Genomic DNA, 13,697 nt, shown 5'->3' on the forward strand with positions numbered 1-13,697 from the left:
GCCTCGAAAGGCATGTCCCGACCACCCACCGTTCCGACCGATGCAAGGCGCCCACGAGGAGGGCACATGGCCAGGAAGAAAAGCAGCAAGAGCAACGGCGTGACCGCGACGCTGTCCAGCGCCGCAGACAGCGTGAAGGACAAGGCCGCGGAAATCGGCGGCGCCGTCGCCGACAAGGCCGGCAAGGCCGTTGCCACGGTGAAGAAGGCCGCGGCCAAGGCGAAGAAGACCGCCGGCGCCGACATCGCGAAGGCGAAGAAGGCCGTCGGCAAGCGCGTCGCCAAGGCGAAGAAGTCGCTCGCCTCCGCCAGCGCCGCGGCCAAGAAGGAAGTCGCCGCGCTCAAGCGCAAGGGCGCCGGCAAGAAGGCCGCCGCGAAGAAGGCGGTGAAGAAGGTCGCGAAGAAGGCCGGCGCGAAGAAGGCGGCGGCGAAGAAGGCGGTGCGCAAGGTCGCCAAGAAGAAGGCCGCTCCGCGCAAGTCGGCTCCGCGCAAGGCCGCCAAGAAAACCGCCCGCAAGGCGGCCAAGAAGAAGTAAGACCGCTACAAGCCCCTCTCCCACCGGGAGAGGGGTTGGGGTGAGGGGAATCCTTCGCCCGCTGTCCACACCCACAACAACAAGACAACACCGGAATCGAAATGGCCGTCAGGATCGACAAGAAAATCAAGGGCTACGCCGTCGTCAGCGCCGAGGACAAGGCGAAGGAACTCGCCAAGGGCGATTCCATCAGCCGCGCCCAGGCCGAGGCGGACCTGCCGTCGGCCGACGTCATCCAGATGCACGAGCGCATCGAGCGCCCGGAAGTGCTGATCGGTTCCACCTACAAGATCAAGTCGCCGCTGGTGGAACACGCCATGTACGTGACCATCAACGACATCGTGCTCAACGCCGGCACCGAGCACGAGCTGCGCCGCCCGTTCGAGGTGTTCATCAACTCCAAGTCGATGGAGCACTTCCAGTGGATCGTGGCGCTGACCCGCATCATGAGCGCCGTGTTCCGCAAGGGCGGCGACGTGACCTTCCTGGTCGAGGAAATGAAGGCGGTGTTCGACCCGAAGGGCGGCTATTTCAAGGCCGGTGGCGTGTACATGCCCTCGCTGGTGGCCGAGCTCGGCATGATCATCGAGGACCACCTGAAGTCGATCGGGATGATGCACGACCCGGAGATGAGCGAGGCCCAGCGCGCGCTGATCGCGGAGAAGCGCCGCGCCTACGAGCAGCGCTCAAAAAAAAACTCTGAAGTAGCCACCGCCGGCGAGATGGGCGGTGCGATGGTCGATGTCGTTGGCGACAACGGCGCCGACGAACGCAGCGAGGAAGTGATCGAGGTCACCGGCGACGGCGCGAGTTTCCCGCCGTCCGCGAGCATGTGCCACAAGTGCAGCACCAAGGCGCTGGTCCTGATGGACGGCTGCGCGACGTGTTTGAACTGCGGTTATTCGAAGTGCGGGTGAGGTTATTTCGGTCAATTGGCTTTGAGTTTACAGAACTGCATTCAAGATATCTAAGGCTTGAGCCATGACGGTGACAGACGAACAATTTATTGATGCGATAGATAAAGCGCATGTGTTTTATGCAGAGGCTTTTTCAAATTTGCTTCTAATTACCTTCGGAATCGTAGCCTTTGTTGGGGTCATACTGCCGATAGTGATTTCTATAATTCAGAGCAAGCAATTAAAAAGTGAAAATAAGACTCTTCGGCAAGAGCTTGAAGAGCATGCGTCTCAATTAACAGCGGCGAAGTTTAAAGAGATCCAAAAAGAGCTTGAAGAAAAAGAAAGGAAATTCGAATCCCACCTAGATGCGAAACTTGGCGAATTGAAGGCCAGAATCGGTCGGCTCACAGATGAGTCAACGGGGTCAGTTTTTCATTTGCAAGGCAATTCAAGTCTGAAGGAGCGGCAATATGAATCTGCTACAGGCAGCTATTGCATCGCAATTCGACGATATCTAAGCGCGGAAAATTTTGCAGATATGAGAATTGTTTGCCGTATTCTATGCGAGAAATGTTTGCCGAATTTAGATAAAGATAAACTGAAGGATGAGACAAAGATTCTGGATGGTATAGACAAAGCATATAAGTTAATTCGAGATAAAAATAAAAATGGAACCTTCAGCGATTTGATAAGTAGTATTGAGGAACAGCTTTCTCTTTATAGAAAAAAAGATCAGGCGAAGCCAAAGATCGATTCTGATTCCGCCTCTGGGTCTGCCGAACACGCGTAAGGCGCGTTAAAACCCGCCCTACGGATTGCAGTTTTTGTAGGGCTGGTCTCGACCCGCAAACTGCGAACAACGCAATCGCGCGCATTCCGCACGAACTCCCGCCAAACAAAAAACCCCGCACGTTTCCATGCGGGGTTTGCTTTGCCGCGGATGCAGCAAGGGTCGCTCAGCCAGCGTAGCCCGGGTAAGCGAAGCGCACCCGGGGCTCTTCTCCACGATTGACGCATTCCCGGGTGCGGCCTGCGGCCTTACCCGGGCTACGGGTTTGGCCGAGGCCTGGTTCGGACAATGCCGATGGGCGTCGGGCGATGCGTCCGCGATCTTCGGCACATGGTCAATTACCGGCGTGCCCACGCAGATGGCGGCACCTATTTCCTGATCCTGACCTTGCGCGACCGGCGGAGCGACGTACTGGTGCGCGACATCGATTCCTTGCGCGAGGCATGGCTTGCTGCAAAACGTCGCGTGCCGCACGACGTGATTGCGGTCGTCGTGTTGCCCGATCACCTGCATGCCCTGGTACGGATGCGAGACGCACGGGACGATTATTCCCGGCTTGTCCAGGACGTGAAGAAAGGGTTCACCCGCCGGATCGGCATGCGCGGTCGTGGTCCATGGCAATCGCGATTCTGTGAACACCTCATCCGCAACGATGCGGACCTGCGCGCGCACATCGATTACATCCACTTCAACCCGGTGAAACACGGACATGCGGAGCGCGTGGCCGACTGGCCACATTCTTCGTTCCACGGTTACGTGCGTGCGGGCATCCTGCCGCGCGATTGGGCTTCCTGATTCCACAAACAAAAAACCCCGCACGTTTCCGTGCGGGGTTTTCGCTGCCGCGAATGTGGCAAGCCGGTTACTCGGCCTGGACTTCTTCGGCCTGCAGGCCCTTCTGGCCCTGCGCGACCTTGAACGACACCTTCTGGCCTTCCTGCAGCGACTTGAAGCCGCTGCCCTGGATCGAACGGAAGTGCACGAACAGATCGGCGCCGCCGTTATCCGGGGTGATGAAGCCGAAACCCTTGGCGTCGTTGAACCACTTGACGGAACCGGTTTGACGATCGGACATGGTGTTACTCCTTGGATCAGTTGGGGAAACGCGGCGCGCATGGAGCGACACCGGACTGTATCGAGCAAGGGGTAACGCGAAGCGATGGAGCGGATCGCCTGGAGCTGGCCGGGGGGCCATGGAACCGGTTGATCTACCGCATCGGGCCACGATGTACCGTGATCCCGCCTTGAACAGTGGGCGCACTGTACCGCATTCCGGGTGAAAGGCCGGGAAACCGGTCCATGCACGAAACAAAAGGCGCGCATTGCGCGCCTTTTGTACCCGTTACTGGCGAACGCTTAGTGGTTCTGGCCCGGCTTCGGGGCGTCCTTGCGCTGCTGCACGTCGCGATCCGCGTCCTTGCCGGCGGTCGCGGACGGTTGCTTGTTCTGTGCCTGCGCGCCGGTGTTGTGCATGTCGTCCTTGCGGCCTTGCGCCTGCTGCTGCTTGTCCTGCGGATTCTGGTTCTGCTTCTGGTTCTGGGTGGGGGTGGTCATGTTCGAACATCCTTCTCGGTGAATGGAATGCGGGTCTCCAACCGCACGCGAAGGATGCGCCTTGTGATGTTCGGGCAAGGCGAACGCAGCATGTTGTTTTGGTGAATCTCGCCGCGTTCATCGTGAAGGTGGCGCCTAGCGCGTTTGCGGCGCGCATGGGTTAAGGCAGTGTCGATGCGACGATCGGCGCGCGGTTGCGGTTCATCGGCGGGGTTGCAGGCTAGCGCCGCGGAACAGGGCCGACCCAATCCAAGAGAGGACACAGCTCCATGAACAACAAGATCCGCCTCGGCCTGTTCGCGGCTTCCGCCATCGCCGTGCTGTCGCTGTCGGCCTGCAAGACCACTGACGACATGTCGCAGGACAGCGCCCCGGCCCCGGCCCCGGCCGCGGAACCCGCCGCGCCCGCTCCGGAACCGGCGCCGACCGACACCAGCACGATGCCGACAACGCCGCCGGCCGACACCAGCACCACGCCGCAGACGACGCCCTGAAGGACACGCAACGCGGACGGCCGAGGCCGTCCGCGTGATCAGTCGGCGGCTTCCGCCTCGCGGTGCACCTGGCCGCTTTGCGACGGATAGATCACGTCGCCGAGGTCGTAACCGCGCATCCGTGCGAATTCCAGCCATTCGTGCTTGGCCGCGAAATCCATCCGCGGCGTGCGATGCAACAACCACAGGTATTTGCGGCCGGGTTCGCCGACCAGCGCGGTGCGGTACTCGTCGTCCACGCGCAGGATCCAGTAATCGCCCTTCGCGAACGGAATCCAGCGCAGGCCTTGCGGCAGGAAGGTCACTTCCAGTTTCGCGTTGCTCGCATCGACCGGCCGGGCCTGGCCCACGGCCACGTCCACCTTGCCGTCCGCGTCGATGCAGCTGTTGACCACGCGCACCGCGTCGCCGTCGCGTTCATAGGTGGCGGTGATGTCGCGCGCGGTCGCATCCTCGAAGCGCATCGGCTTGCGCGCGATCTCGAACCAGGTGCCGAGGTAGCGCTGCAGGTCCACGTGCGCGACGGTCTTCAGGTCTTCATTCATCTTCAATGCTCGTGCCGGCCCGCTTCCATTGCCTGTTCGCGCAGGCGCAGCAGGTTGCGCACGCGCGCCAGCAGTTCCACCGGGTCGAACGGCTTGGCGAGGTATTCCTCCGCGCCGCTTTCCAGCCCGATCACGCGCGCGCCGCGGCCTTCCATCGCCGACAGCATGATGATCGGGATCGAGGCGGTGGCCGGATCGGCCTTCAGCCGCGCGGCGACCTCGAAGCCGTCGAGGCCGGGCATCTGCACGTCGAGCAGCATCAGGTCCGGCGGATCGCGGTGCACGGTCTCCAGCGCATCGTGGCCGTTGTCGATGGTGCGCGCGTCGTAGCCGGCCTCGACCAGCACGTCCGCGAGCATGAACGCGAGGTGCGGTTCGTCGTCGACGATCAGGATGTTTTCGTGCATGGCCATGCACCGGTTGCGGTCGATGCCGGCATGCTTGCGAACCCCGGGCGATGCGCGCGTGAATCCCGCGCCGCCCCGCGGCCTTCGTTCATGCGCGATTCGGCCGCGGGCGCGCCTTCACTTCCCCGCCACCGCCGCCTCGATCGCGGCGACGTCGATCTTCTTCATCGTCATCATCGCGTCGAACGCGCGCTTCGCCACCGCCTTGTCCGCATTGGTGAACGCCTCGGTCAGGACGCGCGGCGTGATCTGCCACGACAGCCCCCACTTGTCCTTGCACCAGCCGCAATCGCTCTCCCGGCCGCCGTTGCCGACGATCGCGTTCCAGTAGCGGTCGGTTTCGGCCTGGTCGTCGGTCGCGACCTGGAACGAGAACGCCTCGTCCGGCTTGAAGTGCGGGCCGCCGTTGAGGCCGATGCAGGGGATGCCCATCACCGTGAATTCGACCGTCAGCACGTCGCCCTGCTTGCCGTCGGGATAATCGCCGGGCGCGCGGTGCACGGCGTCCACCGTGGTGTCGGGGAAGGTCTTCGCGTAGAAATTCGCGGCGTCCTCCGCGGTTCCGTCGTACCACAGGCAGACCGTGTTCTTGGCGATCATGGGCGTGTTCCTCGTCGTTCGCGGGGGGATAGCAGGCCGCAGGGCGGGTTTCGCGAGCGTGAAAGGCGCATTGCCCATGTCGCCGCGATGGGTGCAATGACTTCCGGCAGGCGTTGGCGCCAACGCGGTCGCCCACGATGCGAGCATCGATGGAGGCGGGGCGATGAAGCATTGGCGTTCGCTGGCGTTGTTGTTGTGCGTGGCCGGAACGGCCTGCGCATCGGATGCGCACCGGGTCGAATCGCCGTCGGAACCGACGGTCACGTTCCGCGTGGATCCGGCGCTGGCGGCGTTGCCGCCAATGGAATTCCCGATCGAAGGCAAGACCGACGCCGAGCGCCGGCTGTTCGTCGATGTGCGCGACGGCGTGGTGCGACGCATGCTGGTGTTGCAGTTCGAAACGGTGCGGCCGGGTTCGGATTTCCGCTTCGTGTTCCCGCCGAAACCGCCGCGCACGTTCGGTCCAAACGTCTACCGTTCCGGCGCCTATGCCTACGACGACATGCTCGCGGCCGAACGCGCGCCGGGGCTGGAAGCCGCGCGCACCCGCGCACTGCTGCAGCAGCGGGGGTTGCGACCGCCGCGTTACTGGCACGTGGCGCGGCTGGCGCGCGTCGCCGATCCGGATGGAATGCATGAAGCCATCGTGTTCTACATGGAGAACGCCGACGCGCGTTATCCCGATGGACTGGTGGATGTCGACGAGGACGGCGACGGCCTGCTCGATGCCGCGGAAACCGCGCGCCTGTGGCTGGCGCTGGAACACGCGGTCCAGGTGCAGCCGCGCGCCGGGCGCTGAGTTGCCGCGACCCGGCATCGGGCGCAGGATGGCGCGCGGGAGGACATTCCCGCGATGCCGAAACCGAAGATCCCGCCCGCGCATGTGGGCTTGAAGCGTGCCTACGAAGCGGCCGACACAGCGGACGGCACGCGCATCCTCGTCGACCGGCTGTGGCCGCGCGGCGTCAGCAAGCAACGGGCCGCGCTCGACGACTGGATGAAGGACATCGCGCCGAGCGCGGGACTGCGGCAGTGGTTCGGGCACGAGCCTTCGCGCTGGGCGGAGTTCCAGCGCCGCTACAAGGCCGAATTGCGCGCGCATGCCGCGGAGCTGGAACGCCTGCGCGACATCGCGGCGAAGGGCGCGCTGACCCTGGTGTACGCCGCGCGCGACGAGGAACGCAACGACGCGGTGGTGCTGCGGGACGTACTGCTGCACGGGGATTGAGCGCGCGGCTTCGCGTGCCCGCGTTCATCGCGCTGAACGTCGAGTGTTCCCCTTTGCGAAATCCTTGCAGATCCTTAACCGCGCCGCGCTTATCCCGTTCCCACACACGATGGCAGGGAGAACGGCATGCGCAAGCAGATCCTCGGACTGTGCCTGGGACTGGCGGCGTTCGCCGCCGCCGCCGCGGGCGTGGAGAACAAGTGGCGGCTGCAGTTCAGCGGCAATGCCGAATCCGCGGGCCGGATCGTGCTGGAACTCTCGCCCTCGGTCGGCGATCCGATCCGCGCCAGCGCGGACATTCCGCAAGGGCTGGGCGAGAACGACGTGGCGAAATCGGTGCGCGGCGCGTTGCAGGCGCAGGCCGGCAAGCGCTACAGCGTCGAAACCGACGACGGCGAGGACGTACTGGTGAAGAAGCACCAGGGCGAGCGCGACTTCATCGTCACCGTGGTCGAGAACAGCGTGCGCGGCGTGCGGATCGGCGTCGGCGCCGAGTAGGCGCGCGCCGTCGTCGCGTCGGCGATCGCGATGTCGCGCAGGTCGTCGGAGCGGCGTTCATGGCGTCGCTTCCGGATCGCTTTCGTGGCCGATGCCGACCAGCACCGCGAGCAGCTTGCGCAGGCTGCCGGGACCGCTGGCGCTGGTGCGTTCGGCGAGTTGCGCATCGATGCGCTTCGCCGCCGCGGACTGCGCTTCGGCGGCGGCATGGCCGCGTGGCGTGAGTATCACGATCTGGCGACGGCGGTCCTGCGGATCCTCGGCGCGTTCGAGGTAGCCGCCCGCGACCAGCGCATCGACCAGTTGCCCGGCCGCCTGCTTGGAAATGCGCAGGTCGCGGATCAGCACCGACAGCGGCGCGTCGCCGGCGCCCAGCGCCAGCCCGCCGATCACGTACAGGCCGTTCTTGGGGATGTCGCCGTGGCCCGCGGCTTCCAACGCCTCGCGCATCGCGGTGGCATAGGTGTAGCGCGCATGCCGCAGCAGGGCGGGGATGGAAACGACTTCGTACCAGGGCGCTTCGTCGGGCATGGCGATTTCCGGCAATGAGCTTGATAGTCAAGTTAATTGACTAATTCGCGAGAGTCAAGCGACTTCTCCCCGGCTTCACCCAGGCTCCCCACGCTGTTCATCCGGGGGGCGCAGGCTGGCACCACTGTGGACGGAACGAGGAGCGGAACATGGCGGAACGATCGATCGAAGCGCGCGGCAACCGGTTGCGGCCGCTGGTCTGGGGCGGGGCGGCCGCGTTGCTGCTGCTGCCGGCGTTGGCGATCCGCCTGCACGTCGAAGGCGTCGACTGGAACGCGACGGACTTCCTCGTCTTCGGCGCGATGCTGGCCATCGCCTGCGGCTTGTACGAACTGGCGACGCGGATGAGCGGCGACATCCGTTACCGCGCGGCGGCGGGCATTGCGGTCGCGACCGGCTTCCTCACCGTGTGGGCGAACCTCGCGGTGGGCATGATCGGCAGCGAGGGCAATCCGTTCAACCTGCTGTTCGCCGGCGTGCTGGGCGTCGCCATCGTCGGCGCGCTGCTGGCGAAGCTGCGCGCGGCCGGCATGGCGCGGGCGATGTTCGCGGCTGCGGTCGCGCAGGCGTTGGTGGTGGTGGTGGCATTCGCCGTCGGCGCGGATCCCCGTGGCGCGGTGTGCAGCGGCCTGTTCGTCGCGCCCTGGCTGCTTTCGTCGGCGCTGTTCCGGCGTGCGTCGCAATAAGCGGGCGTACGCGCGGCGGTGGGACTACGGTGCGGTCCTGCCCATCCGGAGAATCGCCATGCACCGCATCGTCCTGCTCGTCGCACTGTCCTGGATCGGGATGGCCTTCGCTGCCGAACCGGTTCCCGAGGCACCGATCCACCTGACCCCGGGCGCAGTCACCACGCCGGAACTGGTCGCCACGCTGGCCGAGCGCGACCAGGCCTTGTTCGCCGTGGTGTTCGGCTGCGACATCGACGCGCTGCGACCGATGATCGCCGACGATTTCGAGTTCCTGCACGACAAGCACGGCAAGATCGCGGACTCGGGAGCGAAGTTCGTCGGCAACGTCGCCGACGGTTGCGAACGGCAGAAGGCCGGCATCGATTTCCATTCGCGCCGCGAGCTGGTGCCCGGCACGCTCCAGACCTACGCGCTGGACCATTACGGCGCGGTGCAGTTGGGCACGCACCGCTTCTATGCCCTGCGCCAAGGCAAGCCCGACCTGCTCACCGAAACCAGCCGCTTCGTCGATGTGTGGAAGCTGGATGGCGGCGCGTGGAAGCTGTCGCGCGTGATCAGTTACGGCCACGAGCTCGATCCGGCGGCCGCGGCCCCGCACTGAGTCGCGAGGCGGTTAACATTCCCCCATCGGCGCGTTCGCGCGGGGGAGAATCGCGATGTCGGGGAATGCGGGAAGGAATGCGCGCGCGCTGGCGTTCGCGCTGGTCGTGTTGTTCGCCAGTCCGGTCGCCTGGGCGCAGCAGGTCGTGTCGCTGCAGGTCGGCGGCAAGGACCTGCGCGTCGAGGTTCCCGACGGCTACCTGCGCATGAGCGTCGACCAGCCGACCCTGTTCGACATCGCCAAGGCCGCCGCGCCGCCGACCAACCGCGTGGTGGAGGGTTTCGTCTCCACGGCCGATGCCAAGCGCATGCTCATGGGCGCGCCTGCGGAACAGCCTTCCTACCAGGTGCAGGTGTTGCACAATGCGGAGGCACTGGATTTCAGTGCAGCCGACTGGGAGGAATTGCGCCCGATGCTCGCGAAGACCCTGGGCGAGATCGACATGGGAACGATGACCGATGCGCAATCGGACGCGGGCGCCAAGCGCCTCGGCGACGTACTCGGCACCAAGGTCACGATGAACTTCGGCGATATCGGCAAGCCGGTGGTGTACCAGGCCACGGGCGATTCGGTGCGCTTCGTCATGCTGGTACCGGTCGCGGTCTCGTCTGCCGGTATCCAGCGCCAGCTGGTGGTCGAATGCGCTGGCGCCGCGCTGCCGCTGGCGGGCAAGGTGGTGTTCCTGTACGTCTACCGCCAACACGCGGACGGCGAGGATTCCAGTATTTCCCGTACCGCGCTGGACCATTTCGCGGAACGCGCGATCGCGCTCAACCAGGCCGGCGCGGCAGCACCCGCGACAGCGCCGGCAACGTCGCCCTGAAGGCACGCGAGGCGCGCATAATCGCGCCTCCCCACACCCCGGAGTTCGACCATGTCGCTGTCCATGTACCAGGCCTCGGTGCCGGTGTTCCTGCGCGCGCTGACCAACTTGCGCGCGGTATTGCAGAAAGGCGAGGCCTTCGCCGTGGAAAAAGGTTTCGAACCTTCGGTGCTGGTCAACTCGCGCCTGATCGCGGACATGTTCCCGCTGAGCAAGCAGGTGCAGATCGCCACCGACATGGCGGTACGCGGCAGCTCGCGCCTCGCCGGTACGGAACCGCCGTCGTTCCCCGACACCGAAACCGATTTCGCCGGCCTGTACGCGCGCATCGATCGCGCGATCGAGGTCGTGCGCGGTTTCGATGCGGCGCAGCTCGACGGCAGCGAGTCCCGCACGATCGACGTGCCGCGGCGCGGCCGCGATCCGTTGCGCCTCGACGGACAGTCCTACCTGCTGGGCTTCATCCTGCCCAACCTGTTCTTCCACAGCACCACTGCCTACGCGATCCTGCGCGAGGCCGGCGTGGCGCTGGGCAAGGACGATTTCATCGGCGCGAGCTGAGCCGGAAGTTGGCCGACTCCAAGCTGGTCAACGTCCGCACGGTCGGCGGTTCAGCTTCGACCCCTAGAATGCGCGCCATGCATTCGACCCGCGCCCTCGTCCTGCTGTTGCTGTGTGCGCTCGCCGTGCCCGCGGCGCAGGCGCGCACGGTGTATCGCTGCGTGCGCGACGGCACGGTCAGCCTGTCCACCGCGCCGGAACCCGGTTCGAAGTGCGTCGCGAAACACATCGACGACGATGCCGCGAAGGTGCCGAACCTCTGGGGCGAACTCGGCGTGATCCACGGCACGTTGTACGAACGCCAGCAGGACGGCAAGACCGTCTACGGCACGCGCAAGCTGCCGGGCTCGGTGGTGGTGACGCGCTTCACCGTCGCCACGCCGCCGGGTTCGACCGCGCACGCGGGGCTCGGCCAGGTCGGAAAGCCGCGCATGGACCTGTACCCGAAGGAATTCCGCGCCGCTGCGAAGGCGAACAAGGTCGATGAAGCCTTCGTCCGCGCAATCGCGCATGCCGAAAGCGGCTACGACCCGAAAGCAACTTCGCCCAAGGGCGCGCAGGGCGTGATGCAGCTGATGCCGGAAGTCGCGCGCGAGAACGGCGTCAGCGATCCCTACGCGTACGAGCAGTCGATCCGCGCCGGCGCGAAGCTGCTCGCGCGCCTGGTCGCGCGCTACCACGGCGATTACGCGCGCGCGGCGGCGGCCTACAACGCCGGCATCGGCGCGGTGGCGAAGTACGGCGGGGTACCGCCCTACCGCGAAACGCTGGAATACGTGGACAAGGTGACCGCGCTGCACGCGCGTTATCGCGCGGCGATGGGATTGAAGCCGTTGCAGGTCGGCTTGCGGGCGGCGGAGTGAACGCGGATTCCACCGTGCGCGTCGCCTGCCCGTATTGCGGCGAACGCATTTCGATAGCGATAGACGCCGGCGCTGACGCGCAGCGTTACATCGAGGATTGCGAAGTCTGCTGCCGGCCGATCGTGTTCGAGGTCTGGCGCGATGCCGCTGGCGATTGGGGCGTGGCCGCCTCGCGCGAGGACGACGCCTGATCGGCCATGGATGCGACCGTAGGGCGGAACCCGCGTAGCGGTTTCCGCCATCGGCATCGGCGGGTTTGCATGCGATCGGCGGAATCTCCTGCGGAGGTTCCGCCCTACGAGTTCTGATTCAGCCGGCAATCGTCCACGCCGCATGCAGCGGCGCGGTTCCGTTCCAGCGCGAGCGACCGCCGAGGAAAGCGAGTTCCATCAGCACCGACGCGCCGACGATCTCCGCGCCGAGCCCGTCCGCGAGCGCACGCGCCGCCGCCAGCGTCCCGCCAGTGGCGAGCACGTCATCGACCAGCAGCACGCGTGCGCCGGGCGCGACCGCATCGGCCTGCACCTGCAGCGCGTCCTCGCCGTATTCCAGCGCATAGCGCGCTTCCAGCACCGGGCCGGGGAGTTTTCCGGGCTTGCGCACCGGCACCACGCCGCAACCGAACGTACGTGCCAGCGGCGCGCCGAGCAGGAAGCCGCGCGCCTCGATCGCCATCACCGCGTCGATACGTGCGTCGCGCCATGGCGCGGCCAACGCGTCGATGGCATCCGCGAACGCGTCGGCATCCGCCAGCACCGGCATGATGTCCTTGAACCCGACGCCGGTCTTGGGGAAGTCCGGGACATCGCGAACGAGGTTCTTCCAGTCGCTCATGCGTCGGTCGCCGACGTGCGCTTGTCCACCACCGCGGTCGCGCCGAGGTCGGCAGTCACGTTCCCGATCGTCGAGAACACGTCGGGAATCGTGTCGACCGCGAGCAGCAGGCCGAGTGGTTCCACCGGCAAACCGAGCGCCTGCGCGACCGGCATGTTGGTCGCCATGAAGCTGACCTGTCCGGGCAATCCCACCGAGCCCATGCTCACCACCACGGTGAGCGGCACCACCGCGAACATGTGCCACATCGAGATCTCGATGCCCGAGGCCCAGGCGATGAAGGAACAGGCGACGACGTACTGCACCGGGCTGGTGATGCGGAACAGCGAGGCCGCCATCGGCAGCACCAGCGAACTGGTTTCGTCGCGGTAGCCGAGCCGCGTGCGTGCGCATTCCAGCATCACCGGCAGCGAGGCCAGCGAAGATTGCGTGCTCGCGGCGATGCCCTGCGCGGGCGCGATGCCGCTGGCGAAATGGCGCAGCTTCTCGCCGCCGAACGCGATGGCGACGACATACATCAGCAGCGTCATCAGCAGGTAGATGCCGCTCTGCAACGCGATGTAGGCGCCGAGCGCGCCGATCAGGTCGAAGCCGACCTTCGCCGTGACCGCCAGCACCAGCGCGAACACGCCGATCGGCGCCGCCCACAGCACCCAGCGCACGACCACGATCATCGCCTCGCTGATGCCCTGCAGCAGGCCGAGGATCTGCGCGCGGCGTTCGCCATCGATCTTCGGCAGGGCGAAGCCGAGGAACAGCGCGAACACCACCAGCGGCAGCATCGCGCCATTCGCGGCGGCGGCGATCGCGTTCGTCGGCACGATGTTCGCGAGCCAGTCGGCGGGGCCGGGCGGCGCGGTCGCGGCAGCGGTCGAGGACGTCAGCGCGCTGCGCATCGCCTCCGCGGTCGCGGCATCTCGCGGCAGCAGCGAGAGCAGGAACGGCGCGAGCAACGCGGCAATGGTCGCGGCCAGCGCGAGCAGGATCAGGAAGGTCACGATCGCGACGCGTGCGGTGCGTCCCGACGCGGCGGCGTCGCGCGCGCTGTTCACGCCCAGCACCACCAGCGCAAAGACCAATGGCACCACGGTCATCTGCAACGCCGACAACCACAGCTTGCCGATGGGTTGGGCGATGGCAGCCGCGGTCGCGGCCGCATTCGGTTCCCACCACGCCAATGCGAGGCCGAGGATCGCGCCCGCGGCCAGTCCCGCCAGAACCCGTTGCGTGGTGGTCATGCGCGGCT

22 protein-coding genes are annotated in these 13,697 nt (G+C 65.7%); 14 read left to right on the plus strand and 8 right to left on the minus strand.

The genetic code is table 11. The features are described 5' to 3' along the window. Positions 1 to 66: 66 nt before the first annotated feature. From FNZ56_RS12900 to FNZ56_RS10775, 4 genes are all read left to right on the plus strand, one after another. Positions 67 to 534 (plus strand): hypothetical protein, encoded by a 468-nt coding sequence (locus FNZ56_RS12900; RefSeq protein WP_185970734.1) that lies wholly within the window; start codon positions 67 to 69, stop codon positions 532 to 534. Between the two features lie 101 nt (positions 535 to 635). Then, complete coding sequence (locus FNZ56_RS10765; RefSeq protein WP_143879836.1) at positions 636 to 1,451, plus strand: TSCPD domain-containing protein; 816 nt, start codon at positions 636 to 638, stop codon at positions 1,449 to 1,451. A 64-nt stretch (positions 1,452 to 1,515) separates the two neighbouring features. Further along, on the plus strand, positions 1,516 to 2,223 hold the full coding sequence (locus FNZ56_RS10770; protein ID WP_143879837.1) for an ATP synthase subunit B family protein: 708 nt from the start codon (positions 1,516 to 1,518) through the stop codon (positions 2,221 to 2,223). 330 nt (positions 2,224 to 2,553) lie between these two features. Further along, positions 2,554 to 3,018 carry an REP-associated tyrosine transposase gene (locus FNZ56_RS10775; RefSeq protein ID WP_143879838.1) on the plus strand — a complete coding sequence of 155 codons (465 nt, stop codon included), beginning with the start codon at positions 2,554 to 2,556 and terminating at the stop codon, positions 3,016 to 3,018. A 67-nt stretch (positions 3,019 to 3,085) separates the two neighbouring features. Here FNZ56_RS10775 and cspE read toward each other — a convergent pair whose 3' ends face one another. Together cspE and FNZ56_RS10785 are read right to left on the minus strand one after the other, a co-directional pair. Then, on the minus strand, positions 3,086 to 3,298 hold the full coding sequence (cspE, locus tag FNZ56_RS10780; protein WP_143879839.1) for a transcription antiterminator/RNA stability regulator CspE: 213 nt from the start codon (positions 3,296 to 3,298) through the stop codon (positions 3,086 to 3,088). Between the two features lie 281 nt (positions 3,299 to 3,579). Continuing rightward, positions 3,580 to 3,777, minus strand: a complete 198-nt coding sequence (locus FNZ56_RS10785) for a hypothetical protein (RefSeq protein ID WP_143879840.1) — start codon at positions 3,775 to 3,777, stop codon at positions 3,580 to 3,582. 269 nt (positions 3,778 to 4,046) lie between these two features. On the opposite strand from FNZ56_RS10785, the gene FNZ56_RS10790 reads away from it, so the two are divergent. Continuing rightward, positions 4,047 to 4,271 carry a hypothetical protein gene (locus FNZ56_RS10790; protein WP_143879841.1) on the plus strand — a complete coding sequence of 75 codons (225 nt, stop codon included), beginning with the start codon at positions 4,047 to 4,049 and terminating at the stop codon, positions 4,269 to 4,271. 38 nt (positions 4,272 to 4,309) lie between these two features. Here the strand turns inward: FNZ56_RS10790 and FNZ56_RS10795 are convergent, their stop codons facing one another. From FNZ56_RS10795 to FNZ56_RS10805, 3 genes are all read right to left on the minus strand, one after another. Then, positions 4,310 to 4,822 (minus strand): lipocalin family protein, encoded by a 513-nt coding sequence (locus tag FNZ56_RS10795; RefSeq protein ID WP_221933301.1) that lies wholly within the window; start codon positions 4,820 to 4,822, stop codon positions 4,310 to 4,312. After that, entirely contained in the window at positions 4,819 to 5,229 is a 411-nt protein-coding gene (locus tag FNZ56_RS10800; RefSeq protein WP_143879843.1) for a response regulator transcription factor, read from the minus strand. Before FNZ56_RS10800 ends, FNZ56_RS10795 begins: the two co-directional genes overlap by 4 nt. Positions 5,230 to 5,340: 111 nt before the next feature. After that, complete coding sequence (locus FNZ56_RS10805; RefSeq protein ID WP_143879844.1) at positions 5,341 to 5,823, minus strand: VOC family protein; 483 nt, start codon at positions 5,821 to 5,823, stop codon at positions 5,341 to 5,343. Between the two features lie 163 nt (positions 5,824 to 5,986). Between FNZ56_RS10805 and FNZ56_RS10810 the strand changes: the two genes are divergently transcribed. From FNZ56_RS10810 to FNZ56_RS10820, 3 genes are all read left to right on the plus strand, one after another. Then, entirely contained in the window at positions 5,987 to 6,622 is a 636-nt protein-coding gene (locus FNZ56_RS10810) for a hypothetical protein (protein ID WP_143879845.1), read from the plus strand. Positions 6,623 to 6,676: 54 nt separating this feature from the next. Continuing rightward, positions 6,677 to 7,051 (plus strand): DUF488 domain-containing protein, encoded by a 375-nt coding sequence (locus FNZ56_RS10815; RefSeq protein WP_143879846.1) that lies wholly within the window; start codon positions 6,677 to 6,679, stop codon positions 7,049 to 7,051. A gap of 126 nt (positions 7,052 to 7,177) precedes the next feature. Then, positions 7,178 to 7,549, plus strand: a complete 372-nt coding sequence (locus FNZ56_RS10820) for a hypothetical protein (protein ID WP_143879847.1) — start codon at positions 7,178 to 7,180, stop codon at positions 7,547 to 7,549. Between the two features lie 57 nt (positions 7,550 to 7,606). Here the strand turns inward: FNZ56_RS10820 and FNZ56_RS10825 are convergent, their stop codons facing one another. Next, positions 7,607 to 8,080, minus strand: a complete 474-nt coding sequence (locus tag FNZ56_RS10825; RefSeq protein ID WP_143879848.1) for a MarR family winged helix-turn-helix transcriptional regulator — start codon at positions 8,078 to 8,080, stop codon at positions 7,607 to 7,609. 149 nt (positions 8,081 to 8,229) lie between these two features. On the opposite strand from FNZ56_RS10825, the gene FNZ56_RS10830 reads away from it, so the two are divergent. The 6 genes from FNZ56_RS10830 to FNZ56_RS10855 all read left to right on the plus strand — a co-directional run bounded on the left by FNZ56_RS10830 (position 8,230) and on the right by FNZ56_RS10855 (position 11,808). After that, complete coding sequence (locus FNZ56_RS10830) at positions 8,230 to 8,766, plus strand: hypothetical protein (RefSeq protein ID WP_143879849.1); 537 nt, start codon at positions 8,230 to 8,232, stop codon at positions 8,764 to 8,766. A gap of 58 nt (positions 8,767 to 8,824) precedes the next feature. Then, positions 8,825 to 9,370, plus strand: coding sequence for a nuclear transport factor 2 family protein (locus FNZ56_RS10835; protein WP_143879850.1), 546 nt, complete (start codon positions 8,825 to 8,827; stop codon positions 9,368 to 9,370). Between the two features lie 55 nt (positions 9,371 to 9,425). Further along, positions 9,426 to 10,193 carry a hypothetical protein gene (locus tag FNZ56_RS10840; protein ID WP_143879851.1) on the plus strand — a complete coding sequence of 256 codons (768 nt, stop codon included), beginning with the start codon at positions 9,426 to 9,428 and terminating at the stop codon, positions 10,191 to 10,193. 51 nt (positions 10,194 to 10,244) lie between these two features. Further along, the gene (locus tag FNZ56_RS10845; RefSeq protein WP_143879852.1) at positions 10,245 to 10,754 is read left to right on the plus strand and encodes a DUF1993 domain-containing protein; all 510 of its coding nucleotides are present in this window, start codon (positions 10,245 to 10,247) and stop codon (positions 10,752 to 10,754) included. Between the two features lie 77 nt (positions 10,755 to 10,831). Then, positions 10,832 to 11,617 (plus strand): lytic transglycosylase domain-containing protein, encoded by a 786-nt coding sequence (locus tag FNZ56_RS10850; protein WP_143879853.1) that lies wholly within the window; start codon positions 10,832 to 10,834, stop codon positions 11,615 to 11,617. Beyond that, positions 11,614 to 11,808, plus strand: a complete 195-nt coding sequence (locus FNZ56_RS10855; protein ID WP_221933302.1) for a CPXCG motif-containing cysteine-rich protein — start codon at positions 11,614 to 11,616, stop codon at positions 11,806 to 11,808. Before FNZ56_RS10850 ends, FNZ56_RS10855 begins: the two co-directional genes overlap by 4 nt. 118 nt (positions 11,809 to 11,926) lie before the next feature. On the opposite strand, the gene FNZ56_RS10860 is transcribed toward FNZ56_RS10855, so the two are convergent. Together FNZ56_RS10860 and FNZ56_RS10865 are read right to left on the minus strand one after the other, a co-directional pair. Further along, positions 11,927 to 12,451: an adenine phosphoribosyltransferase gene (locus FNZ56_RS10860; RefSeq protein WP_143879854.1), complete on the minus strand. Its 525-nt coding sequence runs from the start codon at positions 12,449 to 12,451 to the stop codon at positions 11,927 to 11,929. Next, entirely contained in the window at positions 12,448 to 13,689 is a 1,242-nt protein-coding gene (locus FNZ56_RS10865; protein WP_143879855.1) for a dicarboxylate/amino acid:cation symporter, read from the minus strand. The genes FNZ56_RS10860 and FNZ56_RS10865 overlap by 4 nt, the downstream gene beginning before the upstream one ends. Between the last annotated feature and the right edge of the window lie 8 nt (positions 13,690 to 13,697).

The sequence above is a fragment of the Lysobacter lycopersici genome, assembly GCF_007556775.1.
Lineage (GTDB): Bacteria > Pseudomonadota > Gammaproteobacteria > Xanthomonadales > Xanthomonadaceae > Pseudoluteimonas > Pseudoluteimonas lycopersici.